The sequence below is a fragment of the Deinococcus sp. LM3 genome, assembly GCF_002017875.1.
Taxonomy (GTDB): Bacteria; Deinococcota; Deinococci; order Deinococcales; family Deinococcaceae; genus Deinococcus.
Genome location: NZ_MUFV01000001.1, coordinates 2,621,088 through 2,646,054, shown reverse-complemented (window position 1 = coordinate 2,646,054; position 24,967 = coordinate 2,621,088). Strand labels below are relative to the sequence as shown.

The following is a 24,967-nucleotide window of genomic DNA, read 5'->3' as shown; positions in this document are numbered from 1 at the left end:
TCCGAACAAGCCTCCCCGCCCCGCGCGACCAAAAGGACATCCCATGAGCGACATTGAAGCCCTGAAGAAAGAAGTGCCCCCGTTCCAGATCTTCGACCTGATCCCCCAGTACGCCGCGCAGGGCTTCATCGACCCCGAACGCATCGACCTGCTGAAGTGGGCGGGCGTGTACCCGCAGCGCCCGCAGGAGGACGGCTTCCTGATGATGCGCGTGCGCGTGCCGGCCGCCGAGTTCTCCAGCGCCACCATGCGCGAGGTCGCCAACATCGCCGAGGAGTACGGCCGGGGCTTCCTGGACGTGACGGACCGTCAGGCATTCCAGTTTCACTGGCTGACCATCGACAAGATCCCGCAGATCTTCGACCGGCTCGCGCCGCTGGGCCTGCACCCCAAGGGGGCGTGCGGTGACACCGTGCGCGCCGTGATCGCCAGCCCCCTGGCCGGCCTGGACGCCCGCGAGATCATCGACGTGCGCCCCCTGGCCCACGCCATGGAAGGCACCCTGACCGGAAACCCCGAGTTCCAGGACCTGCCGCGCAAGTTCAAGATGAGCATCACGGCGGTCCCGGAACTCGAAGGCATTCACATGATCAACGACATCGGCTTCCTGGCGCACCGGGTGAACGGCGAGGTCGGCTTCGACGTGTGGGTGGGCGGCGGCCTGGGCGCCGTGGCGCACCTGTCCAGGCGCCTGGGGGTGTTCATCCGCCCCGAGGAGGTCGTGGAGGTCGGGCAGGCCATCACCGCCGCGTACCGTGACCACGGGTACCGCCAGAACCGCAAGAAGAGCCGCCTGAAGTTCCTGATCAAGGACCTGGGCGTCGAGAAGTTCCGCGAAATTGTCGAGAACGACTACCTGGGCCGCAGGCTGACGGACGGCCCGGCCGCGCCGACCGCGCGCTTCGGCGGGAACGACGTGCTGGGCGTGAACCCGCAGGCGGACGGCCTGAACTACGTGGTCGTGGCGACCACCGTGGGCCGCATCGACCCCACCAAGGCCCGCGCGCTGGCCGACCTGGCCGACCGCTACGGCAAGGGCGTGCTGCGCACCACCGCCTTCCAGAACATGGTGCTGCCGCACGTGGCGACCGCCGACCTGGACGCCGTGACGGCCGCGCTGAGCGAACTGGAACTGGCGCCCAAGACCACGCTGCGCGGCACGACCATCGCCTGCACCGGTAACCAGTTCTGCCGCCTCGCGCTGACCGAGACGAAGGCCCGCACCGCGAACCTGATCGACCATCTGGAAGCGAAGTTCAGTGGGCTGGACGTGCCGTTCACCATCAACCTGACCGGGTGCAGCAACGCCTGCACGCGCTATCAGGTGGCGGACCTGGGCTTCATGGGGGCCAACAAGACCGACAAGGACGGCACCGTCCACGAGGTGTTCAACGTCCACTTGGCCGGCAGCATCGGGCAGGCGCACCGCACGGGGACCAAACTGAAGGGCGCGGTGCCGGCCGAACGCCTGAACGAGTACACGGACGCCGTACTGGCCGAATTCCAGGCGAACAAGCAGCCCGGCGAGAGCTTCGTGGAGTACTCCGACCGCATCGGGCACGAGCACTTCGCGCCGGACGCCGTGCTGGGGGCGCGTGAGGCGGTGACCGCGTGACCGCCGTGGCCGACAGGAGCGTCGGTACGGGCCGCGTGGTGTGGCTGACCGGGCTGAGCGGCGCGGGCAAGAGCACCCTGGCGGGCGCCCTGCACCAGGAACTCCTGGCGCGCGGTGTGGCCGTGGAACTGCTGGACGGTGACGCCGTGCGCGAGAACCTCAGCAAGGGCCTGGGCTTCTCGAAGGCCGACCGGGACACGAACGTGCGCCGCATCGGGTTCGTGGCAGGCCTGCTGGCAAAGCATGGCGTGACGGTGCTTGTCAGCGCGATCAGCCCGTACGCCGACACGCGCCGCGAGGTGCTGGACAGCTTCCCGAGTGCGCTGGAGGTGTTCGTGGACGCCCCGCTGGAAGTCGTGACGGAACGCGACGTGAAGGGCCTGTACCTGAAAGCCATTGCCGGGGAGATCCCGCACTTCACGGGCGTCAGCGATCCCTACGAGGCCCCCGAGAACCCGGACCTGCACCTGCGCACCGACCGCATCAGCGTGGACGAGGGCGTGCGGCAACTGCTGGAGGCGCTGAAGGTATGACCGCCACCTCGCCCCGACCCGACTTCACGCCGGACAGCGATCCGCTGGACGTGATCCGCTGGGCGCTCGGCGCGCACGGGCGGGTGCTGATGCCCAGTGCGTTCAACCTGAACGGCGTGGTTCTGATCGATCTGGCCGTGCGGGCCGGGTACCGGGGCGAGGTGGTGTTCGTGGACACCGGGTACCACTTCCCCGAGACCCTGGCGACCCGTGACCGGCTGGCGGCGCGCTACCCGGAACTGACCTTCGTGACCCTGAACGACGGGGCCAGTCCCGAGGACGGGCAGACGGACCCGGCGCTGTACGCGGCCGATGCGGACGCCTGCTGCGCTGTGCGGAAGGTCGCGCCCCTCCAGGCGTACCTGCGTGCCCAGGCGCCGGACGCGCTGCTGAACGCCCGCAGCCGCGATCAGGCGACCACCCGCGCCGACATTCCCTTCGTGGAGCAGGGCGCGCGGGTGAAGGTGAACCCGCTGGCCCACTGGACCCGCGAGCGCCTGGAAGCGTACGCGCGTGAACACGACCTGCCGGTGAACCCGCTGTACTTCGACGGGTTTCTGAGCGTGGGCTGCTGGACCTGCACGCGCGCCGTGCGCCCCGGCGAGGACGCCCGCGCGGGCCGCTGGGCCGGGAAGGGCAAGACCGAGTGCGGCCTGTGGGCCGGAGGGAACGCCCTGTGAACCGTCGCTGTTGACCTCACCGCATCCGGAACGCCGCCTGCCCCTTTCGAGCGGCTTTTCCTGCCCGGAATAGTTGAGTAGTTTGATCCACCAATGCCCTCCGCCCCACTGTTCCTTCACGAGGTTCCTCTCATGACCATCCTGCTGCCCGAATCCGCCCTGCTGCCCACGCCCCTCGGCGGAACCCTCGTGAATCTCGTGCGCCGACCCGGCCACGACTTCGATCCGGCCGAACTGGCTGGCCTGCCCCGCCTGAACATCAGCGACCGCAGCGCCGCCGACCTCGAAATGCTCGCCACCGGCGCATACTCCCCCCTGACCGGCTTCGTGAACGAGGCCGACTACCTGTCGGTCATCGAGCGGTTGCGCCTCGCGGACGGCACGCCCTGGAGCATTCCCATCACGCTACCGGTGGGGCGCGAGCAGGCCGGGCTGCGCGGCCGCGTGGTCCTGAGCCACGGCGGGCAGGACATCGGCTGGATCGACGTGCAGGAAGCCTACGAGGCCCGCAGGAGCCTGGAAGCCCGCGAGGTCTACCGCACCGAGGACCCCGCGCACCCCGGCGTGGCCGCCCTGCTGGCCCAGGGGGACGTGAACCTGGCCGGGCCGGTCGCGCTGTTCGAGATCCCGCGCGGCGCGTTCCCCCGCCACCACCGCACGCCCGCCGAGGTGCGGGGGGTGATCGAGGCGCGCGGCTGGCGTTCCAGCGTGGCCTTCCAGACCCGCAACCCCATTCACCGCGCGCACGAGTACCTGCAGAAGGTGGCGCTGGAACTCGTGGACGGCCTGCTGCTGCACCCGCTGGTGGGCACCACCAAGGGCGACGACGTGCCCGCCGACACCCGCGTGAAGGCCTACGAAGTGCTGCTGGAGGGGTACTACCCGCAGGCCCGCACGCTGCTGAGCGTGTACCCGGCCGCCATGCGTTACGCCGGGCCGCGCGAGGCGATCCTGCACGCCCTGTCGCGGCGGAACTACGGCGTGACGCACTTCATCGTGGGCCGCGACCACGCGGGCGTCGGCAGTTACTACGGCACGTACGACGCGCAGGAGATCTTCAGCGCATACACGCCCGAGGAACTGGGCATCCAGATCCTGAAGTTCGAGCACACCTTCTACTGCAACTCCTGCGGTCAACTCGTCAGCCCGCGCACCTGCCCGCACGACAGCAGCCACCACCTGGTACTGAGCGGCACGAAGGTCCGCGAGAAGCTGCGCGCCGGGGAGAACCTGCCGGCCGAGTTCACGCGGCCCGAGGTGGCCGAGGTGCTGCGCGCCGCGTACGCCGAGAAGGTATAAGTCACGAGCTGAAAGAAACCTGAAGGGACGGTGGGCACCGTCACACGCACGCGCCCGCCGTTCCGCTTGAAATGCAGCGTCCCACCCCGGAGGGCCCATGACCCGAAACAGTATTCCCACCCTGCTGATCCTCTCAATGCTCGGCAGCGCTGCCGCCCAGGACGCCCAGACCGTGCGCCTGGGCTTCTTTCCCAATCTCACGCACGCGCCTGCCCTGGTCGGCCTGGAGCGTGGCACCTTCCAGAAAGCACTCGGTAAGGTAAAACTGGACCCCAGGGAATTCGTGTCCGGCACCACCCTGACCGAGGCGTTCGCCGCCGGTCAGATCGACATCGCGTACGTGGGGCCGGGGCCGGCCATCAACGCGGCCGGGCGCGGCATGCCGGTGCAGTTCCTGGCGGGAGCCAGCGAGGCGGGCGCGGTGCTCGTCGTCCGTAAGGACAGCAGCGTCCGGTCCTACAGGGACCTGGGCGGGAAGGTCGTCGCCGTGCCCAGTCTGGGCAACACGCAGGACATCAGCCTGCGGCACATCCTGAACGAGAACGGTCTGAGATCCAGGACGGACGGCGGGACCGTCACGATCACGCCCGTCGCGCCGGCCGACGTGATGACCGCCTTCGCCGCCAAGCGCGTGGAGGTGACGCTGGTGCCCGAACCGTGGGGCGCGGCCCTCGAGGCGCAGGGCCACCGCGTGATCGGCAACGAGAAGACCGTCTGGCGCGACGGGAAGTACCCCACGACCGTCGTGATCGTGAACTCCAGGTTCGCGCAGGCCAACCCGCAGCTCGTCACGGCGTTCCTGAAGGCGCACACCGAGGCGGTGGCGTTCATCAACCGCAACCCGGTCGGCGCGCAGACGGCCGTGAACGCGCAGCTGCTGGAACTCACGGGCGCGAAACTCGATCCGCGCGTGCTTCAGCGGGCCTTCGCGCGGACTCGTTTCACGACCAACCTTGATCTGGCCGCCCTGACCGAGTACGCGAAGCTGAACGTGGAAGCCGGATACGCCCGCAGCGCGCCGGATCTCGCGCCGTTCATCCGGAAATGAGGCTGACGTGACTGCTTCTCCCCTGAACCCCGAGCGTCCCGTTGCCGTCCGCAGCGGACCGCCCCGCTGGCAGACCCTGCTGACGCAACTGACCGGGCTGCTGATCATCGTGGGGCTCTGGTGGCTGGTCACCGACGTTCTGAAACTGTACCCGCCGTACGTGTTCCCAGGCCCGAAGGCCGTGTGGACCGAGGTCAGTTACGGCCTGTGGGGCACAGGCCCCCAGGACGGCAAGCTGCTGTCCGCCATCGGCGGGAGCCTGCGCCGCGTCCTGACGGGCTACGTGATCGCCGTGCTGCTGGGCGTGGTCGTGGGCCTGCTGATGGGCGCGTGGCGGCCGCTGCGGACCACGCTGGGCGCGTACCTGACCGGCATTCAGAGCGTGCCGAGCATCGCGTTCGTGCCGTTCGCGATCCTGTTCCTGGGCCTGAACGAACGCGCGGTGCTGTTCGTGGTCATCCTGGAGGGATTCATTCCGGTGGCGCTCGCGGTGTCCGGCGCGCTGCTGAACGTGCCCCCGGCGCTGCGCGTGGCGGGCCGCACGCTGGGGGCCGGATCGCTGAGCCTGATGCTGCGGGTGCTGCTGCCCGCCAGCGTGCCGAGCATCCTGACCGGGCTGCGCACCGCCTGGAGTTTCTCGTGGCGCGCGCTGGTCGGCGGGGAACTCCTGATCGCCGGGGCGGCCAGCCTGGGCGAGCAGCTGGAGGTCGGGCGGAACACCGCGAACGTGGCGCTGGTGCTGGCGACCATCATCATCATCGGCGTGATCGGCGGGCTGTTCGACGCCGTGTTGCGCGCCGCCGAGACCCGCGTCCGGCGGGATTACGGCCTGGAGGTGCCCGCATGACCGCGTCCGTTCAGGAAGGTGTCCGCCCGGCGTCCACGACGACCCGCAGCGGTGCGCCGCTGTCGCTGGACGGCGTGACGTTCCGCTACCCGTCGCGCCGCCGCACCGGGGCCGGCGTGGGCCCACTCACGCTGGACGTGCCGGCCGGGGAGTTCCTGTGCGTGGTCGGTGCGTCCGGCAGCGGCAAGAGCACCCTGCTGAGCCTGCTGGCCGGGTTCCTGAAACCCCAGGCGGGCAGCATCACGCTGGGCGGCGAGGCCGTCCGGGGGCCGCACCCGCGCCTGACGCTGGTACAGCAGGAAGCGGCGCTGTTCCCGTGGCTGACCGTCGCCGGGAACGTGGGCTTCGGGCTGCGCGGCCTGAACCGCGCCGAGCGGCAGGCGCGGGTGGCCGACGCCCTGCGGCAGGTGGGCCTCGCGGAGTACGGCGCGCGCCGCCCGCACGAACTGAGCGGCGGTCAGCGGCAACGGGTCGCCCTGGCCCGCGCGCTGGCGATCCAGCCGGGCCTGCTGCTGCTCGACGAGCCGTTCAGCGCCCTGGATCACGCCACCCGCACCGCCCTGGCCGATGAGCTGCTGGCCCTGTGGTGGCAGCACAAGGTGACGGTCGTGTTCGTCACGCACCAGCTGGAGGAGGCTCTGCACCTGGGGCAGCGGGTGGTGGCGCTGCGGGCCGGTCAGGTCGTCCTGGACGCCCCTGCCAAGAGCGTCAGCCTGGACGATCTGCGCCGCACCCTGGAAGACGAGGCACAGTAAAGCGGAGCGAGTGGGGAGTGGGAACCAGCTGACCGGCGGTTCCCACTCCCCATTTCCTGCGGTGCTGTCATACGGATTCCGTTTGTTTCGCTGACAATCCGGAACTTCACCGGATTGCCAGCTCCACGTCCGGAACCCGTTTCTCTCCCATTCGCATCCGCTCGGATTGAATGGTCTTTGCAGCCCATTCAATCGGAGTCCGTATCAGTGGGCGGCGGCCACTTCCTTGCCGCGTTGCTCGGTGGCGAGGCGGTCCCAGTCGATGCGGCGGCGCCTCCATTCGAAGATCAGGACCTTCACGACCTCCTCGGCGCTGCGGGCCAGGAACACGCCCCACACGCCCAGCGGGGAGTACAGGCCCAGGCCGATGGCGAGCGGCAGGCCGACGACGAACGCGCCCACGACGTCACCGATGATGACGCCCTTGCCGTCGGCCGCGCCGGGCAGGACGCCGCCACCGATGATCATGTTGCGGACCTTGACGACCTGCGTGACGGCGCTGATCAGGATGCCGAACAGGGCGATGTGATGCACGTCCGCGCCGACTTTCGGGAACAGGCCGGGCACGGTCAGGGCGCTCGCGGCGAACAGCACGCCGAAGCCGATGCCGGTGACGATGCCGGCGCGGCCGATGCGGGAAAGCCAGAGTTGCGCGGCGGCCGCGTCGCCCGCCCCCAGGGAGCGGCCGATGAAGACGGTGGCGGCGCTCATCAGGCCGAAGGACCCGACGATGAAGATGCCTTCCAGGGTGTGCACGATCTGGCTGGCGGCCAGGGCGGCGGTACCGACGCGGGCGAACACGGCGGCGTACATGAAGCCGCCCAGACTCCAGGCGAACTCGGTAAACGCGATGGGGGCGCTGATGGTCAGCAGGGGCGCGGCGATGGACCGCCACGCGGGCCGGGGGGCAGGGTGAGCGCGGCGAGGTGGCGGGGACCGTAGATCTGGTAAGCGAGCAGCGCGACTTTCAGGGTGTTGGCGATCACCAGCGCCCAGGCCGCGCCGACCACCCCGAGCTGCGGGAGGGGGCCGACGCCGAACACCAGCCCGTACGCGACGAGGCTCTCGACGATCACGGTGATGACGGTGGCGACCAGCGGGGTGCGGGCGTGCCCGAGGGAGCGCAGCGCGCCGCTGAGAATCCAGGCGAGGCTGCCGGGAATCAGGGCGAGCATGCTGACCTGCATGTAGGGGATGGCGGTGCGGGTGACGGCTTCCTCGCCGCCGGCCAGGGAGAGGAGCGTGCCGGCGCCCAGGACGACCGGGACGGTCAGGAGGGCCGCCGCGAGGACGCTGGTGGCGACGCTGACGGTCAGGGTCTGGTTGACGCCGGTCTGGTCGCTGGCGCCGGCGCGGCGGGCGACGAGGATGGAGGTGCCGCTGCCGAGCGCGCCGAGGGTAACGAAGAACAGGAAGCCGAGGCTGCCGCTCAGGCCGACGGCGGCGACGGCGACTGCGCCGAGCGTGCCGACGATGATCTGGTTGATGAAGGTCAGGACGAGCTGAATGACCATTTCAAGGCTGACGGGGACGGCGATGGCCGCGATTTCGCGTCCCGGACTCTTGATCGATTCAGTTGGTGGGGTGATGGAGGGCACGACAGACATGGTGTCCACGGTACACCTGTGCCGCGCGGGGTGAATCAGCCGTCTGGCGGGTCCGCGGGTCTGAACCGGGTTCAGGAATCGGGAGCGGCAGAAGCCGACAGGGGAACGCTTTCCAAACTCTTATCAATTGATATCTATTTAGCCCTTTTGATTGACATTCATCAAGAAGGCCCGCAGAATACCGTACGAGAGGCAGCCCCCATGACCCAGGACCCCACCGCGACCGCCGAACACCCCGCCCCCCTGATCCCCGCGACCTCGTGGGCGATCATCGACTCCACCCTGCGGGAGGGCGAGCAGTTCGCACGCGGGAACTTCAAGACCGACGACAAGATCGAGATCGCCCGCGCCCTGGACGCCTTCGGCGCGGAATTCATCGAGGTCACCACCCCGATGGTCAGCGCCCAGACGCACGCCGACATCCGCCGCCTGACGGGCCTGGGCCTGAACGCCAAGTTCCTCACGCACGTCCGCTGCCACATGGACGACGTGCAGCGCGCCGTGGACACCGGCGTGGACGGCCTGGACCTGCTGTTCGGCACCAGCTCCTTCCTGCGGGAATTCAGCCACGGCAAGAACATCGGGCAGATCATCGAGGCCGCGCAGGAAGTCATCAGCTGGATCAAGACCAACCACCCGGACCTCCAGATCCGCTTCAGCGCCGAGGACACCTTCCGCAGCGAGGAAGCCGACCTGATGGCCGTCTACAAGGCCGTCTCGGACCTGGGCGTGCACCGCGTCGGACTGGCCGACACGGTCGGCGTCGCCACGCCCCGGCAGGTGTACACCCTGGTCCGCGAGGTCCGCAAGGTCATCCACGCCGAGTGCGGCATCGAATTCCACGGCCACAACGACACGGGCTGCGCTGTCAGTAACGCCTACGAAGCCGTCGAGGCGGGCGCCACCCACATCGACACCACCATCCTCGGCATCGGCGAACGCAACGGCATCACGCCGCTCGGCGGGTTCCTGGCCCGCATGTTCACCTTCGATCCGCAGGGCCTGATCGACAAGTACAACCTCGACATGCTCCCGGAACTCGACCGCATGATCGCCCGCATGGTCGACCTGCCCATCCCCTGGAACAACTACCTGACCGGCGAATTCGCGTACAACCACAAGGCCGGCATGCACCTGAAAGCCATCTACCTGAACCCCGGCGCCTATGAGGCCATCCCGCCCGGCGTGTTCGGCGTGGGCCGCCGCATCCAGGCGGCCAGCAAGGTCACGGGCAAACACGCCATCGCCTACAAGGCCCGCGAGATGGGCCTGCACTACGGCGAGGACGCCCTGCGGCGCGTCACCGACCACATCAAGGCGCTGGCCGAGCACAACGAACTGGACGACGAGCACCTCGAAACCCTGCTGCGCGAGTGGGTCAGCGCGTAAGGGCAGCGCGTAAGGGAAGGTGTCGAGACGGCCAGGCAGGTGGCGCACGGTCAGTGGGCCAGAATGACGGCATGAACGCCGAATCCGCTCCCGTCACCGACTCTGAAACCACGCCCGTGCCGGACCTGCGCCGGGTCTTCGCCGCGCCGGACGGCAACGGCGGCAAGCTGGTGGCCGTCTTACCGCAGGGCGGCGACGAGCAGGCGCGCGCCGCTGCCTCGGGTGCGCCCCTGAGCGTGTTCGTGCAGGCCGCCGACCCGACGGGTCTGAGGCTGCGGGTGTTCACGCCGACCCGTGAGAAGGGCAGCAGTGATAGCGCCGCCATCGCCGCGCTGAGCGCCGTGCAGGGCAGCGCGGGCCTGCTGGACGTGGTGGAGGTCACGCAGGGCGACCCGGAGGCGGGCGGCGAGGTGCAGATGGCGCAGTTGTGCGGCGGCGAGTGGCTGCTGCGTCAGGGCGTGGTGACGGTGCAGGCGGTCATGGCGGACCTGTCGGCGCTGGAGTTGTCGGCGCTGGGGCTCTCCCCTACCGAACCGGCCTGGGTGGCCGGGACGGGCCGTCCGAATCTGGTGGCCGAGGTCGCGGACCTGGGCGCGCTGGACGCCTTCGTGCCGGACGACGCGGCCGTGAGCGGCGTGAACCGCGCGACCGGCACGACCGGCCTGATCCTGTTCTGCGTGGGCGGCCCGGCCCGCGCGGACGTGAGCTTCCGGGCGTTCGGGCCGCTGAAGGGCTTTACCGAGGACGCCGCGAGCAGCAACATGCTCGCCTGCCTGACCGGCGTGCTGGGCCACCTGGGTCGCCTGCCGGCAGACAGTACCCTGATCCGCGCGGCGCAGCGCCGGCCCGGTCAGCCCGCCCGCCTGAGCGCCCAGTACGCCCCGGCGGACGGCGGCACCGAGGTCTGGGTGGGGGGCCGGGTCACGCCGGTCTGACCGGGCGGTGCTGGCTCACGGAAGGGGGGCCGCCCGCCCCGTACACTGTCTTCATGGAGCTTTTACTGGACCTTCACCCCGACGCCTACCCGCTGCAGGGCTTTCGCCGCAAGCAGTTGCTGGAGTGGGTGTTCGAGCAGGGCGTGGGCACCTTCGACGCCATGACCAACCTGCCCGCCCAGGCCCGCGCGGAACTGGAGGCGTCGTACCAGCTGAACCCGTTCAAGCTGATCGAGACGGTCCGCAGCGCCGACGGCAGCGTGAAGTACCTGTTCACGCTGATGGACGGCCGGCAGATGGAAGCGGTGTACATGCCGTACCTGGACCGCAAGACCATCTGCGTGTCCACCATGGTCGGCTGCCCCGCCAGGTGCGCGTTCTGCGCGACCGGCGCGATGGGGTTCGGCCGGAACCTGACGCCCGGCGAGATCGTGGGGCAGGTGCTGGCCGTGGCGGGCGGCGAGGGCTTCGCGCCGCGCGAGATCCGCAACCTGGTGTTCATGGGCATGGGTGAGGCCATGCTGAACTACGACCACACCATGCTGGCCGCGCGCATCCTGCTGCACCCGGACGCGCTGGACATGAGCAAACGCCGCGTGACGCTCTCCACGGTCGGCATTGCCAAGGGCATCCAGAGGCTGGCGACCGAGGACGACCTGGGCATCAAACTGGCGATCAGTCTGCACGCCCCGGACGAGGAGACGCGCCGCCGCATCATCCCGACCGGCGCGGTGAACTCCATTGAGGAGATCATGGCCGCCGCCCGCGAGTACCAGTCGGTCACGGGCCGCCGCATCACCATGGAGTACACGATGCTGAAGGGAATCAACGATCACCTGTGGCAGGCCGAACTGCTGGCCGACCTGCTGCGCGGCATGGTCAGTCACGTGAACCTGATTCCCATGAATCCCTGGCCCGGCTCGGACTTCGAGAGCACCACCGAGGAGCAGCTCCAGGCCTTCTACGACACCCTGGAAGCGCGCGGGGTGGACGTCAGCGTGCGCCGCTCGCGCGGGCGGGATGCGGGGGCCGCCTGCGGGCAACTGGCCCTGAAACGCCCCTACGCCGTCAGCGGTGAGCAGGGCACCGGAACAACCGCCGGCGCCTGAAGTCCGCAGGGCGCGGCCCGGCCGTAGCGGGGTGCGGCGCGCATATGAGTAAGGGTTCCGAGAGAGGTTAATGCTACGCTACTCGCGTTTCCGAACACCAGGAGGCCATCAAGGTGACGCAATACACACGCTCCGTTCTGCTGGGCCTGACGCTGGCCCTCGCCAGCCAGGGTGCCGCCCAGACCATGATCGAGACGGTCGGTGCGGCCGGCATTCAGAACACCCTGCAATCCGCCGGTACGCCCGCCATCCCGAAAGTGACCGTTCCCACCGCGCCGGGCGCCGCCAGTGACGCCGGCAGCGCCGCCACCCCGACCGTCACCGTCACGCCCCTGACCGCCGAACAGCAGACCCAGCTGGAAGCCGCGCAGGCCGCGTTCCGCGCCGGGCAACTCCCGCAGGCGCGCGCCGCCTTCGAATCGCTGATCACGCAGAACTACACCAACCCCGCCCCGCACTTCGGGCTGGGGCTGGTGCTGTTCGCGCAGAACGACGACAAGGGCGCCGCCTTCGAATTCACGCAGTTCGCAGCGCTGGCCCCCACCCGCTTCGAGGGGCCGTACAACCTGGGCGTGATCGCCACCCGCCAGGGGAACCACGAGCAGGCGCTCACGCTGTACACCCAGGCCGCCGGCCTGATGAAAGATCAGGCGGGACCGGCCGCGCAGCGTCAGGTCCTCGAGGCGCTCGCCGCCGAGCAGACCCGCAAGGCCGACTTCGCCGCGCTGAGCGGCACGCTGGCCGCCATCGGCACCCTGGACCCGCAGGACCTGGACGTCCAGTACCGCCTCGCGCAGGCCCGGACCCTCAGCGGACAGGGCGCCGCCGCGCTGCCCGGCGTGTACGCGCTGCTGGCGCAGGCCCCGGCCCGCGTGGACGCCGCGCTGCTGCTGGCCGACATCTACGTCGCGCAGGGCCTCCCGGACCGCGCCGTGCGGGAACTCGACGCGGCCGCCGCGCGCGTCACGAACGGCAGCGACCGCTCGGCGCTGCTGCTGCGCAAGGCCAACGTCCTCGCCCAGGGCGGCGACACGCGCGCCGCCGTGTTCGCTGCGCAGGACGCCACCCGCGCCGACAGCCGCAACGCCGCCGCCTTCGCCCGCGTGGGCGAACTGCGCGCCCTGCGCGGCGACCGGCCCGGCGCCCTGACCTTCTACCAGAACGCCGTGAAGCTCGCGCCTGACAACGCCGCCTACCGCGCCGCGCTGGCCGGGGTGCGCCTGACCCTCAACCAGAACGCCCAGGCCGCCGCCGACGCCGCGCTGACCCTGACGCTGCGCCCCGACGACACCACCCTGGCCCGCGCGCTGTTCGTGCAGGGCGTCGCCGCCTACCGCCAGGGGCAGTACGCCCAGGCGATCCGCGCCCTGAGCTCCAGCCAGACGCGCGCGCCCAGCGCCGAGACCAGCCTGTGGCTGGGCCTCAGCGCGTACGCGCAGAAGGACTACCCGGCCGCCGCGACCGCGCTGGGCGAGAGCGTGAAACTCAGTCCCACGCCCACCGCCCGCCTGAACCTCGCCAGCGCCCTGCTGGCCAGCGCCCGCTACGCGGAAGCCGAGGCGATCCTGCGCGGCCTCGTCAGCGACGACCCGAAGAACGCCGAGGCGTGGTTCCAGCTGGGCCTGTCGCAGCGCGCCCAGGCGCGTGAAACCGACGCCCGCGCGTCCCTGAAGACCGCCGCCGCGCTGGGCAGCACCCGCGCCGCCGGGGCCCTCAAATGAGCCGCGCCCCCACCACCCCGCGCCGCTGGCCCGACCTGCTGATCGGGCTGCTGGTCCTGCTGCTGCTGGGCGGCTTCGGCACGCTGCTGCTGCGCGGCAACCCACAGGGCGCCCCGGCGGCCGGGACGGACTCCTCCGCCGCCTCCACAGACACCCCCGCCGAGGCGACCATTCCTGGCGCGCCCGGCACCACCGAGACTGGGGGGATCACCACCGCGCCCATCACGGCGGTCCCCAGCACCGACGCCCCGGCCGCACCCACCAGCGACGCCGCCCCGCAGGACAGCGCCGTCACCGACGCACCGATCATCGAGGCCGCGCCCATCGGCACGCCAGAAACCACCGCCGACCCGGCCGCCGGCGCCAGCACGGATGAAGCCAGCACGGACGAGGCCAGCACCGATGCGGCCAGCACAGGCGAGGCCAGCACGGACGCCGACGAAACCGACCCCGACGCGGCCGACCAGACCCCGGCCACCGCCGGCGGCCCGGCCCCCCGCGTGGAAGGCGCGGTGCCCACCAGCGAAAGCCGCGTGCCGCTGCGCAGCGACTACCGCATCACGCTCGGCACGTTCAGCAGCGAAACGGCCGCGCAGAACGCCGCCGCGCCCGTCCAGGGCATCGGCTACACCGTCTACCCCATCGACGTGGGCGCGCAGGTCGTCGCGCAGATCGGTCCCTTCGCCGACGAGCAGAGCGCCCGGCAGGCCCTCGCGGACGTGCAGCGCGCCTACCCCGGCGCGGTCCTGTACCCCCCGCGCAACCAGCCGGCCGCCGCCACGCCAGCCCCGGCCACCCCCTCCCAGGCCACCAGCGCAGCCCCCGCAGCCACCCCGGCCACCAGCGCGCCCGCCACCCCGGCGGCCCCCAGCGGCCCCACCTACCTGCAGGTCGGCGCATTCGACCGCGTGGAAAGCGCCCAGAACCTCGTGCAGCAACTCCGGGACCTCGGGTACGCCCCCACCGTCAGCGCCCCCGAAGGCCGCAAGGTCACGGTCCTCGTCGGCCCCTACGAGAACCCCGACGCCCTGACCCGCACCGAAGCCCGCCTCGCCACCAACGGCCTCGACAGCTTCCGGGTTCGCTAACGTGGCCGAAATTCCCACAGCCGCCATCAGCCGCCTCGTCACCTACCTGCGCATCCTCGAACAACTCGAAACGCAGGACATCAGCCGCACCAGCAGCAGCGACCTCGCCGAACGCGCCGGCGTCAGCGCCTTCCAGGTCCGCAAGGACCTCGCGTACTTCGGCCGCTTCGGCACGCGCGGCATGGGCTACACCGTCCCCATCCTCAAACGCGAACTCGTCCGGGTCCTCGGCCTCAACCAGACCTGGAACGTCGTCATCGTCGGTGTCGGCCGCCTCGGACAGGCCATCGCCAACTACCCCGGCGCCAGCGACTACCAGTTCCAGTACGTCGGCCTGTTCGACGTGAACCCCGCCATCGTCGGCCAGCAGGTGCGCGGCCTCACCGTCCGCCACACCGACGAACTCCGCGACTTCGCCCGCCACACCACCGTCGACATGGGCTTCCTCGCCGTGCCGCCCGAACACGCCCAGGACGCCGCGCAGGCCCTCGCCGACGCCGGCATCAAGGGCATCCTCAACTTCGCGCCCGTCGTCATTCAACCCCGCACCCTCGAACGCGGCGGGCCGCAAGAAATCAGTGACGAATGGCGTGGTCTTATCGTCGAAAACATCGACTTCCTCGCCGGCATGAAACGCCTCGCCTTCTACATTCTCAACCCACACCTCAAAGACGCCCCCACCCCGGAGGACCCCGCATGAAGAAACTCTCCCTACTCGTTCTCCCTCTCATTCTTGCAGCGTGCGGTGAAACTGGCGTGAACGTCGGCCAGGGTGTCAGCATGACCGCCGCTCTGATCGGCACTGAGGTCGGCGCCGACGTGGTCAACGTCTACGCTAAAAATGCCGACGGCACGCGCGGCGCATACATGGGCAGCGAGGTCAAGGTCTACCGACCGACCCAGGGCGCCCTGAATTTCGAAGTGAAGGCCGGCAGCCTCGGCATGACCATCACGTCCGCCAAGGTGGTGTACACGGATGCTTCCGGCACTCCGTTCGCCGCTCCCTCCAATACCTTTAACACCACCCTGAACATCAAGGTGCCGGAAGGGTACGTCTGCCCTGGCGGCGCCACGACCTGCACGTTCACCGAGAAGACCGCCACGCCCGTCACGTTCACCGCTCCAGCGAACGAGCTGTACCTCCTGAGTGAGCAGGCGGCCATCGCGGCCGCCGACAGCTGCGTGGACGGCTCGGCAGTCCTGGCCTCGGGCCAGGGTGCCTGCGCTGAAGTCCGTATGAACATCACCCTCACGGGCCAGGACACCCTGGGCACCACCCGCACCATCAACATTCCCCAGGCTCAGGTTCGCGTTTACGTCGCCACCGTCACCGAAGAGGTCCGCTGAATGAAAACTGCTCCCCGTAACCCCCTCCTTCTTCTCCTTACCGGTACCCTCGTCGCCTGCGGTGGCGGCGACACCCCCAGCACGCCCGGCAACACCGCACCCGCCGTGAACATCAAGGCGAACGGCCGCACCATCACGGCCGACACCTACCTGCCCACGGGCGGCCGACTGGACGTCAGTGTTTCCGATCCTGACATCGGCGGCAGCATCAAGAAGGTCGTCTACTCGATCGACAACGGCCCCAAAACCGACCTGACCCCCGCCGCTTCCATGACCCTGGCCCTCCCCGGCCTGAGCGGCGGGCAGCACGAGGTGACGGTCGAGGCGACCGATAATGTCGGCGCCGTGACCACCGTGAAAGCGCCGTTCCTGATTGACGCGGCCGCGCCCACCCTGACCACCGTCAACCTGAACGGTCAGGCAGCCACAGACACCGCCACCTTTACGGTCGGTGACGCCGCCCTTCTGAACGTCACCGCACAGGACACCCGCGGCGACACGCAGAACACCGCCGGGCCGGTCAGCATCCGCGTACTGGAAAGCGGGACGCTGGTCAAGTCCGTCAGCGGCAACACCCTGACCGCCGACCTCACCAAGGACCCCAAAGGTCAGGCCCGCACGGCCGGAACCGTGATCTTCACCGTCGAAGCGGAAGACAGCGTGGGCTTCGTGCGCAGCCGCAACATTGCCGTCACCTTCAACGCCGCCACCACCGGAGATGACGGCGTGATCGCCCCCACCTTCACGTGGCTGAGCCCTGCCAGCGACTTCGTGAAAGGCGGCGGCACCGTCACCCTGCGCGCCACCGCCACCCGCAACGGCCAGGACCTGAGCAGCCAGATCGCCTACACCGCCACCTGCGGCACCATCACGGGCAGCACTTGGACCCTGGGCACCGATTGTGCCGACGGCAGCAAGCAGAGCGTCACCGCCACCGTCACCGACGGCGGCCGCAGCTTCAGCAGCCCCGCCAAGGTCATCACGGTCGATTCCAGCGACCCCACCGTGCAGATCACCAGCCCCCAGCAGGGCCAGAGCTTCACGCAGAACCCCATCAAGATCAGCGTGACCGGCACCGACGCCGTCAGTGGCCTGGACCGCATCCTCGTGGAAGCCAAAAAGGACGGGGACACCAATTACACGCAGGTGGGCGTCGTCACGGCCGCCAGCGGCGACGTCACCTGGGCCCCCATGAACGGCACGTACACCCTGCGCGCTACCGCCACTGACAAGACCGGCCGCACCAGCACCACCACCCTCAGCGGCATCAAGGTCAACCTGACCAGCAGTGACGCCACTCCCCCCACCGTCGCCCTGTCCCCCATCCCCGCCACGCCCCAGCGCGCCACCATCACCGTCACCGCCACCGCCAACGACACCGACAGCGGCGTGGCCAAGGTCGACCTGTACGACGGCGGCACCCTGATCGAATCCAAGGCGACCGGCGTGGGCGGCAAGTACACCTTCAGCCTCGACACCACCAAACTCAGCGATGGCGCCCACACCCTGCGCGCCATCGCCTTCGACAACGCCGGCCTGAGCGCCGAAACCAGCGCCAGCCTGACGGTCGACAACACCGCGCCCGTCGTCAACTGGATCAGCCCCGCCGACGGCACGATCACGCGCGGCGAAGTCACCCTGAACGCCACCACCAACGAAGGCACCGTCACGTACACCGTCGACGGCACGCCCCTGACCGGAAACAAGGCCACCTTCACCAGCGACGGCACGCACACCATCACGGCCACCGCGCAGGACGCCGCCGGCAACCGCACCACCAGCACCATCCGGGTCACCAGCGACGCTACCGCTCCCACCGCGCAGATCACTGGCCCCACTGCCGGCAGCACCCTGACCACCAACCCCGTGACCATTAACGTCACCGGCAACGACACTGGCAGCGGCGTGGGTAGCCTGGAAGTCTTCGCCAACGGCACCAGCGTCGGCACCGTCAGCGGCGCCAGCGGCACCGTCACCTGGACCCCCACCAGCGGCACCTACGACCTGACCGTCATCGCCACCGACAAGGCCGGTAACAAGAGCGCCGCCAGCGCCCCCGTGAACGTCACGGTCAAACTCGCCACGGCCGACACCACCGCCCCCGCCTTCGTGGGCACCGCGACCGTGCAGCCCGCCCCCACCGCCACCTTCTCACGCGGCGTGATCACCCTCGACGGCTTCGTGAAAGACCCGGAAAGCGGCGTCAGTCAGGTCGCCCTGTTCAACGGCGGCGTCCGCCTGAACGCCACGCCCAGCCTGAGCGTGCAGCCCGACGGCAGCACCCGCTACGCCCTGACCCTGGACAGCAAGGCCCTCCCCGACGGAACCTACACCCTGATCATCCAGGCCACCAACGGCGTCGGCCTCGTCAGCAACCAGGACGTCAGCGTCAAGATCGACAACACCGCCCCCGGCCTGAGCTGGAACGCCCCCACCTCTGTCGGCAGCGCCGGGACCCTCACCCTGAACGCCATCACAGAGACAGGCGCAACCATCACCTACGCCGCCAGTTGCGGCACCATCACGGGCAGCAACACCTGGACGTACGGTGACTGCCAGGACGGCACTGCCGCCACCCTGACCGCCACCGCCACCGACGCCGCCGGGAACACCACCACCCAGACCCGCACGATCACCGTCGACCGGACCGCCCCGACCGTCCAGATCACCAGCCCCACCCAGGGCCAGAAATTCACCCAGAACCCCATCACCATCGCCGTGAGCGGCACCGACAACGTCGCCGTCGAGCGTATCGACGTGCTGAACGGCACCACCAAGATCGGCACCGTCACCGGTGCGCAGGGCACCGTCACCTGGGCTGCCTCCAACGGCAACCAGACCCTCACCGCCCGCGCGTACGACCGCGCCGGAAACAGCACCGACACCACCGTTACCTTCACCGTCGCCCTCACCACCAGTGATACGACCCCCCCCACCGGGAATGTCACGGCTCCCGCTGGCGACATCAAAGGCCAGGTTGCGCTCACGGTGACGGCCTTCGATACCACAACCGTCACGGACGCTGCCAGTGGCGTCGCTACCGTCAGCCTGTACATTGACGGCCTCCTGAGCGGAACCCAGACCACCGGGGTAGACCGGACGTACACCTTCGCGACCGACACCACCAAGCTCAGCGAAGGGGAGCACACGGTCAAGGCAGTCATCACCGATAACGCCGGGAACACCTTCACCACCCCCACCACCCCCCCAGTGATCGTGCGTGTCAACAACGCTGCGCCGACCATCAACATCAGCAACCCCGCCAATGGCGCGCTGCTCCGCGCGAACAGCGACCTCACCGTCAAGGCCACCGGCACCGACACCACCCCCGGCGACACCCTCACCTACGAGTACAGCGTCGACGGTGGCGATTTCAGCACCGCCGCCCCTACCCTGCCCAACGGCAAGGACGCGGACGGCCTCCACACCGTCACCGTGCGCGCCACTGACAAGGCTGGGAATACCGGTACGACCACCTCCACGTACACGTACGACGGCATCGCCCCGACCGTGCAGATCACCAGCCCCACCCAGGGCCAGATGTTCACCAGCACCCCCGTGACCATCAGCGTGATCGGTCAGGACAGCGGTACCGGCGTCGCCAGCATCAAGGTGTATGCGAATGCGAATCCGAATGACGTCACCAGTCCCGACGAACTGATCGGTACGCTCGGCGGGAACGGTAGCGTCACCTGGTACCCCCGCAAGACGGATGGCAGCCCTTACACCATCAAAGCCATAGCAACCGACAGGGCTGGCAATACCAGCGGCAACACGACCAGCCCCGGCGCGACCGTGACCGACGTGAAGGTGCAGACGGCAAGCAAAGTTGACGTCGAAGACCTGCGCATCGAGGTACCCAGCGCGAATCCCAGGGGTGCCCAGTTCACCGATTCCGGACTTGCCTACGTTCGCGGTCCTCTGTTAGTCAGCGCCACGGCCACCACCAACGCCCCCAACTTCAGCCTGGCTGACCTTCAGATTGACGGTCAGACGCGCAGCAGCCTCACGGCACCTGCTGCCCAGCCGACCTTGCAGCCGACCTTCAACTTCGACTTCGACACCCTCAACGAGGGCCTGCACGACGTCGGCGTTCGCTTCACCGACTCACTGGGTACTGTGGGCATCAAGAAAGCCACCGTGTTCGTCGACAAGACCGCACCCGTTATCACGTGGAATACACCCAGCCTGACGAAAGCAGCTGTTAACCTGGACGCCACGGCAGTAGACGCCGCCTCAAGCGCCAACGTGCCGACCATTCCAGTCACTTACAGCGAGAACGGCAAAGACGTCGCAGTCCCGATTACCGGCGATGGTCAGCACACTGTGACTGCTACCGCCGCCGATAACGTCGGCAACATCGGCACCCGCACCGTGACCTTTACGATCGACTCCACGGCCCCGGAAGTCATCCCGGCCCTCCCGGACAACCGGGACAAGCCGCAGGAATTTACGACTGCGCCCATCACGTTGACGGCCACGGCTACGGACGCAACCACCAGCGTCACGAGCATCGAATTACAGGTAGGACTGCAAGGTACTGACACGAATCCGACTCAGTTCGTCACGCTGGGCCGCCAGAACGGAGCCTCGTACAGCGCAGTCTTCACGCCGTCTGAGGCAGGAAGGTATGCAGTCAGATACATTGCCCTTGATGCGGTCGGCAATTCGAGCACCGTTGAGCGCCACTTTACTTACTCCGTGTCGACGCCCCCCACAGAAAAGGCTCCAGAACCTAGGCTCTCTGTTGTTGGGAGTGGACCTTACAGCGGTAACATTAGCGTCAGCGTCTCGGGCAACTACGATAGCCTGAGCCAAGTTGACCGGATGATTTTGGAGATCACGGATGCCAAAGGGGTGGTCGATAATTCGACCTACGTGACGACCCAGTCACAAACGACCTTTAGTGTGGACTCCACAAAGTTAGCAAATGGAGAGGCCTACCTCTCGGTGATCGCTTACACCAAATCTGGGCTCCGCACAATCACCAAGCCACCGCTGACAATAGAAATTAGCAATATTCTAAATCCCACGATGGCGATTGCCGCTCCTAGTGACGGAGCCTTGATTACAAGCCCCGTCGTACCTGTGCGCGTGACCATCACGAATGCGGGAACTCCGTCACTTATTACGGTTGGCTCGCTCGAGATTGAGTTGTATGATTATCGTGGGCAACTTGTCTCGGTCAAGAAAGAAACCGTAAATGATTCGAGCAACCCCGCACGTAAACAGGTGCAGTGCATCTACTCAAACGGCGGGATGAATGCGACCTGTGACACGACTTTCGATATCGCCGGTTTGCCAGCTGATAGATACACAATTCGTGCCAAGGCCTTCGCAGAAGTCACCGGAGGTAGTCCTTCCACTCAAGAGATAAGGGCGACCAGCTCGTTCACTTCCAATACGTCGAGCGTGAATCCACCCGCCGCAACCATCAGCTTCCCGACCGCAGTAACTCTTAACCAAGTTGACGCCAATGGAAATTACAAGCGTGTCCCCGCACGCATTGATAGTGGATCCGGATTCTTCGCAACAGTTAGTGATGACAAGGGCGTTCAATACGTTGAAGCCCGACTAGTTGGACCTTATGCCGAAGGCAATATCGAAACAGACGGTACTCGTCAGTGCCAAGCCAGCGGAAGCATCATCAGTGGCGAGAACGAAATCAATGTTTTGCTATTGAATGTACCAGGAGCTGGCAACACTGTATACACGCCCCAAGATATATTTATTCCCAAGCTCGATATTGACGGCTCCACCTATGTACCTAATAGCAAAGCGGGACAACGTTACGACCTACGTGTTACTACCGCCGACACGGAAGGTAACCGTAACATCCAATGTGTTCCAGTGCAGGTCGAGCGCGGTCTAAAACGTCCAAGCTATGATGCGTCCAACTCTACGACGCCCAGCACTCCTAGTAACACTCCCGGCGAACTGACTTACACGAGCGGCACCTGGATTCTCAACAGTATCCCAGCAAACTCACGCGTGGTGGCTATTCTCTACTCCAACGGAAAACAGGTAGGCACCGAATTCTTTGCAAAAACGAATGGCAACTCTCTGACGGTGTCGCAGACCTTCTCTGACGTCGGCACCTACGAAGTGAAATGGCTGATTGAAGATATGTCGGACATAGCGCCCACTCAATTGAACTCTACAGGGGTCGTGACGACCCAGGCTGGGGGATACATCAACGTTGCGCGTAACCCCAAGTAAGTAAGACAGCAAAGAACGCCCCCCACCGCGTTGGTGGGGGGCGTCTTTTTACTGATCTCGTTCAGTTTTTGATGGTGTATTCGGCGAAGCCGTCGTCGCGGGTGCGCAGGAGGGCGGCGCCCTGGGGGAGGTATTTCTGGGCGTTGGGGCTGCTGGTGTAGAGCAGGGTGGCGCCGGGGATGGGGGTGAGTTTCCAGTTGCCGTCGGCGGTGGGGTTGACGGTTTTCTGTTCGTTGAAGTATTTGACGAGGGCTTCGCGGGTTTCGTCGGGGGCCTGGAGGATGATGTTCTTGCCGTTCAGGCCAGGGAAGCTGCCGCCGCCGCTGGCGCGGTAGTTGTTGGTGGCGATCACGAACTGCTGGGCAGGGTCGATGGGTTTGCCCTGGTAGCTGAGGTTCTTGATGCGGCGGGCGGCGGGGTTGGCGACTTCGCCGCGGTTGTTGTAGCGGTTGGGTTGGGTGACGTCGATTTCGTAGGTGACGCCGTCGATCACGTCGAAGTTGTAGGTGGGGAAGGTTTCGTCGACGAGGGCCTGGGGTTCGGTCTTGGTGGGGTCGATCTGTTTGAACTGTCCGGCGCTGCGTTCGAGCCATTCCTGGACCTGCGCGCCGGTGACGAGGACGGCCTGGACGGTGTTGGGGTAGACGTACAGGTCGGCGACGTTCTTGATGGCGAGCGTGCCGGCGGGGATGTCGGTGTAGTAGCTGGCGCCGGCGCGGCCGCCGGCTTTGAAGGGCGCGGCGGCGGACAGGACAGGCAGGTCACGGTACTGGGTGCTGCTGAGGGCGGCCTTGACGTAGGCGGTCTGGGCGTTGCTGACGAGCTGGACGCTGGGGTCGTCCTGCATGAGGGCCCAGTAGGAGTTGATGGGGGCGCTCAGGTCGGCGACCTTGCCGCGCACGTAGCCGAGGGTGCCCTGGTGGGCGGTGTCGACGGCGGCGGCGACGGTGGTGTCGGCGGTGACGAGGCTCTTCTTGGCGGTCTTGTCCCAGATGGGGCGGATGCCGCCCTGGGCGTCCACGATGGTCCACTTCTGGGTTTTGCGGTCGAGGCTGAGTTTCAGGTCGGCGACGCCGAGGTTGTTGCCCCAGAAGCCGGGCATCAGGACGACCTTGCCGTTGATGGTGCCCTTGGCGAGGTTCACGCCGGGGACGTCCTTGTAGGAGGCGCTGGGGAATTCGAGGTGGCTGTGGCCGGTCAGGACGACGTCCAGTCCGGGGACTTTGGTGAGTTCCGCGCCGGCCTGTTCCTGGCCGGGGGTGTACGGGCCGGAGTTGATGCCGGTGTGGGCGAGCGCGACGACGATGTCGGCGCCTCTGGCTTTCATCTCGGGGACGAACTTCTGGGCGCTCTGGATGATGTCCGTGACCTGCACCTTGCCGTCCAGGTAGGCCTTGTCCCAGTTGAGGATCTGGGGGGGCGTGAAGCCGATCACGCCGACGTTGATGTAGTACGGGCGGCCCTGGGTGTCGCGGACCAGTTTGCGCTGGATGACGTAGGGGGTGTAGCGGTTGCTGCCGTCCATGTTCAGGACGTTGGCGTTCACGTATGGCATGGGTGCGGAGGCCAGGACGCGGTCGAGGTAGTCGAGGCCGTAGTTGAATTCGTGGTTGCCGAGGGTGGCGCCGTCGTATTTCAGGGAGCGCATGGCCTGGTGCATGGGGTGCAGTTCGCCGTCCTTGATGGGGGCGATGCGGGCGGCGTAGTCGCCGAGGGGGTTACCCTGGATCAGGTCGCCGTTGTCGAACAGCAGGGTGTTGACCTTCTCGGCGCGGGCCTTGGCGATCAGGCTGGCGGTGTATTCCAGGCCGAACTCGCCGGTGGGTTTGTCCTGGTAGTAGTCGTAACCGCGCGCGGCAGTGTGCAGGTCGCTGGTTTCGAGGATGCGGAGTTCGACGGTCTGGGCGCCGGCTGCGCCGAGCAGCAGGGCCGTCATCAGGGAGATAGTTTTAAGCACGCCGTCAAGGATAGCGAATAGCGTCAGGGGTGTATCTGCCGTTCCCAGGTGAGTGGCAGGTCATTGAAAGACCGTGCCCGATGGTCATGCCGGTGTGCATGACGGGCGGGGGTCTGCGTTACAGGCTGGCGGCCAGCGTGCGGAACAGCGCGGGTGGGGTGGGGTGGGCGGCGCCGTCCTGCCACGCGAAGCGCAGGTCGCGCAGGGGGCCGCCTTCTGCGACGCCCATGCCGCCGGGGAACAGTGGAGTGTAATCGGGCGGGGTGGTGACGGGGACCGCGCCGGGCAGGTCGAGGGCAGTGCGGACCTCGCGTTCATGACCGAAGTGCAGGACGTGCGTGCCGTCCGGGGCGGCCCAGCTGAAGCGGGCGGCGGTGGGGGCCAGCGGGCCGGGGTGGACGATGTGTCCGGTGCTCAGGCCGGGGCGCAGGCGCAGCGTGATCTCCAGTGACTCGCCCAGCAGGCCGAAGCTGCCCACGAACGGGCGGGTCAGGTCGTAGCCCTGCACGTTCTTCACGGTGCGGCCGCCCGCGCGGATCACGCGGCCGCTGGGCGCGCGGAAGGTGACGCCCAGAATGTCCGACGCGAACGGGAAGGTCTGCCCGAAGCCCCGCGCGTGATCAGGTCGCCGACCGTGCCGGGCAGGTTCACGCGCGGAAACGGTGGGTACAGTCCGGCGGGCAGCGCGGCGAACACCTCGGGGAGGGTGGTGTCGCCGCTGACGGTGATGGTCTGATCGCCGGGGGACAGGTCAAGGATGGTCATGGGCGGCCTCCGGCGGTGATAGTTGATGGTTGAAAGTAGATGAACGAACGGCC

General features: G+C 67.8%; 20 protein-coding genes. 15 read left to right on the top strand and 5 right to left on the bottom strand.

Features of this window, described 5'->3' with window-relative positions:
* The first annotated feature begins 43 nt into the window (after positions 1-43).
* The 7 genes from BXU09_RS12480 (at position 44) to BXU09_RS12450 (ending at position 6,777) form a co-directional block, all read left to right on the top strand.
* A complete protein-coding gene (locus BXU09_RS12480) occupies positions 44-1,615 on the top strand; it encodes a nitrite/sulfite reductase (RefSeq protein ID WP_078303358.1) in 1,572 nt (523 codons plus the stop codon).
* Complete coding sequence (cysC, locus tag BXU09_RS12475) at positions 1,612-2,148, top strand: adenylyl-sulfate kinase (protein ID WP_078303354.1); 537 nt, start codon at positions 1,612-1,614, stop codon at positions 2,146-2,148. The genes BXU09_RS12480 and cysC overlap by 4 nt, the downstream gene beginning before the upstream one ends.
* A complete protein-coding gene (locus tag BXU09_RS12470; RefSeq protein ID WP_078303351.1) occupies positions 2,145-2,828 on the top strand; it encodes a phosphoadenylyl-sulfate reductase in 684 nt (227 codons plus the stop codon). Before cysC ends, BXU09_RS12470 begins: the two co-directional genes overlap by 4 nt.
* 132 nt (positions 2,829-2,960) lie before the next feature.
* Entirely contained in the window at positions 2,961-4,127 is a 1,167-nt protein-coding gene (gene sat, locus BXU09_RS12465; protein WP_078305005.1) for a sulfate adenylyltransferase, read from the top strand.
* 97 nt (positions 4,128-4,224) lie between these two features.
* On the top strand, positions 4,225-5,175 hold the full coding sequence (locus tag BXU09_RS12460; protein ID WP_078303347.1) for an ABC transporter substrate-binding protein: 951 nt from the start codon (positions 4,225-4,227) through the stop codon (positions 5,173-5,175).
* A gap of 7 nt (positions 5,176-5,182) precedes the next feature.
* On the top strand, positions 5,183-6,022 hold the full coding sequence (locus tag BXU09_RS12455) for an ABC transporter permease (protein ID WP_230287056.1): 840 nt from the start codon (positions 5,183-5,185) through the stop codon (positions 6,020-6,022).
* Complete coding sequence (locus BXU09_RS12450) at positions 6,019-6,777, top strand: ABC transporter ATP-binding protein (protein ID WP_078303343.1); 759 nt, start codon at positions 6,019-6,021, stop codon at positions 6,775-6,777. The genes BXU09_RS12455 and BXU09_RS12450 overlap by 4 nt, the downstream gene beginning before the upstream one ends.
* Before the next feature lie 204 nt (positions 6,778-6,981).
* Here BXU09_RS12450 and BXU09_RS22120 read toward each other — a convergent pair whose 3' ends face one another.
* Together BXU09_RS22120 and BXU09_RS22115 are read right to left on the bottom strand one after the other, a co-directional pair.
* On the bottom strand, positions 6,982-7,590 hold the full coding sequence (locus BXU09_RS22120; RefSeq protein ID WP_346417572.1) for an MATE family efflux transporter: 609 nt from the start codon (positions 7,588-7,590) through the stop codon (positions 6,982-6,984).
* A 53-nt stretch (positions 7,591-7,643) separates the two neighbouring features.
* Complete coding sequence (locus tag BXU09_RS22115) at positions 7,644-8,384, bottom strand: MATE family efflux transporter (protein ID WP_346417571.1); 741 nt, start codon at positions 8,382-8,384, stop codon at positions 7,644-7,646.
* Positions 8,385-8,585: 201 nt separating this feature from the next.
* Here BXU09_RS22115 and lysS point away from each other — a divergent pair, with 201 nt between their 5' ends.
* From lysS to BXU09_RS21935, 8 genes are all read left to right on the top strand, one after another.
* Positions 8,586-9,773 (top strand): homocitrate synthase, encoded by a 1,188-nt coding sequence (gene lysS, locus BXU09_RS12440; RefSeq protein ID WP_078303339.1) that lies wholly within the window; start codon positions 8,586-8,588, stop codon positions 9,771-9,773.
* A gap of 71 nt (positions 9,774-9,844) precedes the next feature.
* Positions 9,845-10,708, top strand: a complete 864-nt coding sequence (locus tag BXU09_RS12435; RefSeq protein WP_078303336.1) for a PhzF family phenazine biosynthesis protein — start codon at positions 9,845-9,847, stop codon at positions 10,706-10,708.
* 53 nt (positions 10,709-10,761) lie between these two features.
* Entirely contained in the window at positions 10,762-11,817 is a 1,056-nt protein-coding gene (rlmN, locus tag BXU09_RS12430; RefSeq protein ID WP_055363421.1) for a 23S rRNA (adenine(2503)-C(2))-methyltransferase RlmN, read from the top strand.
* Between the two features lie 113 nt (positions 11,818-11,930).
* On the top strand, positions 11,931-13,538 hold the full coding sequence (locus BXU09_RS12425) for a tetratricopeptide repeat protein (protein WP_240501225.1): 1,608 nt from the start codon (positions 11,931-11,933) through the stop codon (positions 13,536-13,538).
* A complete protein-coding gene (locus BXU09_RS12420) occupies positions 13,535-14,626 on the top strand; it encodes an SPOR domain-containing protein (protein WP_078303332.1) in 1,092 nt (363 codons plus the stop codon). The genes BXU09_RS12425 and BXU09_RS12420 overlap by 4 nt, the downstream gene beginning before the upstream one ends.
* Position 14,627: 1 nt before the next feature.
* Positions 14,628-15,326 carry a redox-sensing transcriptional repressor Rex gene (locus BXU09_RS12415; RefSeq protein WP_078303328.1) on the top strand — a complete coding sequence of 233 codons (699 nt, stop codon included), beginning with the start codon at positions 14,628-14,630 and terminating at the stop codon, positions 15,324-15,326.
* 80 nt (positions 15,327-15,406) lie between these two features.
* Positions 15,407-15,973 (top strand): hypothetical protein, encoded by a 567-nt coding sequence (locus tag BXU09_RS12410; protein ID WP_144012111.1) that lies wholly within the window; start codon positions 15,407-15,409, stop codon positions 15,971-15,973.
* Positions 15,974-22,192, top strand: coding sequence for an Ig-like domain-containing protein (locus tag BXU09_RS21935; RefSeq protein ID WP_144012110.1), 6,219 nt, complete (start codon positions 15,974-15,976; stop codon positions 22,190-22,192). It begins immediately after the preceding gene.
* A gap of 61 nt (positions 22,193-22,253) precedes the next feature.
* Here BXU09_RS21935 and cpdB read toward each other — a convergent pair whose 3' ends face one another.
* The 3 genes from cpdB to BXU09_RS22110 all read right to left on the bottom strand — a co-directional run bounded on the left by cpdB (position 22,254) and on the right by BXU09_RS22110 (position 24,914).
* Positions 22,254-24,128, bottom strand: a complete 1,875-nt coding sequence (cpdB, locus tag BXU09_RS12400) for a 2',3'-cyclic-nucleotide 2'-phosphodiesterase (RefSeq protein ID WP_078303317.1) — start codon at positions 24,126-24,128, stop codon at positions 22,254-22,256.
* A gap of 139 nt (positions 24,129-24,267) precedes the next feature.
* Positions 24,268-24,690, bottom strand: a complete 423-nt coding sequence (locus BXU09_RS12395; RefSeq protein WP_346417570.1) for a DUF5639 domain-containing protein — start codon at positions 24,688-24,690, stop codon at positions 24,268-24,270.
* Positions 24,687-24,914 (bottom strand): hypothetical protein, encoded by a 228-nt coding sequence (locus BXU09_RS22110; protein WP_346417569.1) that lies wholly within the window; start codon positions 24,912-24,914, stop codon positions 24,687-24,689. The genes BXU09_RS12395 and BXU09_RS22110 overlap by 4 nt, the downstream gene beginning before the upstream one ends.
* Between the last annotated feature and the right edge of the window lie 53 nt (positions 24,915-24,967).

Bases quoted from the DNA above. Each gene is read 5' to 3' on its own strand.
- BXU09_RS12435 (WP_078303336.1), top strand. From the start codon at position 9,845: ATGAACGCCGAATCCGCTCCCGTCACCGACTCTGAAACCACGCCCGTG.
- BXU09_RS12420 (WP_078303332.1), top strand. From the start codon at position 13,535: ATGAGCCGCGCCCCCACCACCCCGCGCCGCTGGCCCGACCTGCTGATC.
- sat (WP_078305005.1), top strand. From the start codon at position 2,961: ATGACCATCCTGCTGCCCGAATCCGCCCTGCTGCCCACGCCCCTCGGC.
- BXU09_RS12480 (WP_078303358.1), top strand. From the start codon at position 44: ATGAGCGACATTGAAGCCCTGAAGAAAGAAGTGCCCCCGTTCCAGATC.
- BXU09_RS22120 (WP_346417572.1), bottom strand. From the start codon at position 7,590: ATGTACGCCGCCGTGTTCGCCCGCGTCGGTACCGCCGCCCTGGCCGCC.
- BXU09_RS21935 (WP_144012110.1), top strand. From the start codon at position 15,974: ATGAAAACTGCTCCCCGTAACCCCCTCCTTCTTCTCCTTACCGGTACC.
- BXU09_RS22110 (WP_346417569.1), bottom strand. From the start codon at position 24,914: ATGACCATCCTTGACCTGTCCCCCGGCGATCAGACCATCACCGTCAGC.
- lysS (WP_078303339.1), top strand. From the start codon at position 8,586: ATGACCCAGGACCCCACCGCGACCGCCGAACACCCCGCCCCCCTGATC.
- BXU09_RS12460 (WP_078303347.1), top strand. From the start codon at position 4,225: ATGACCCGAAACAGTATTCCCACCCTGCTGATCCTCTCAATGCTCGGC.
- BXU09_RS12410 (WP_144012111.1), top strand. From the start codon at position 15,407: ATGACCGCCGCTCTGATCGGCACTGAGGTCGGCGCCGACGTGGTCAAC.
- cpdB (WP_078303317.1), bottom strand. From the start codon at position 24,128: ATGACGGCCCTGCTGCTCGGCGCAGCCGGCGCCCAGACCGTCGAACTC.
- rlmN (WP_055363421.1), top strand. From the start codon at position 10,762: ATGGAGCTTTTACTGGACCTTCACCCCGACGCCTACCCGCTGCAGGGC.
- BXU09_RS12450 (WP_078303343.1), top strand. From the start codon at position 6,019: ATGACCGCGTCCGTTCAGGAAGGTGTCCGCCCGGCGTCCACGACGACC.
- BXU09_RS22115 (WP_346417571.1), bottom strand. From the start codon at position 8,384: ATGTCTGTCGTGCCCTCCATCACCCCACCAACTGAATCGATCAAGAGT.
- BXU09_RS12470 (WP_078303351.1), top strand. From the start codon at position 2,145: ATGACCGCCACCTCGCCCCGACCCGACTTCACGCCGGACAGCGATCCG.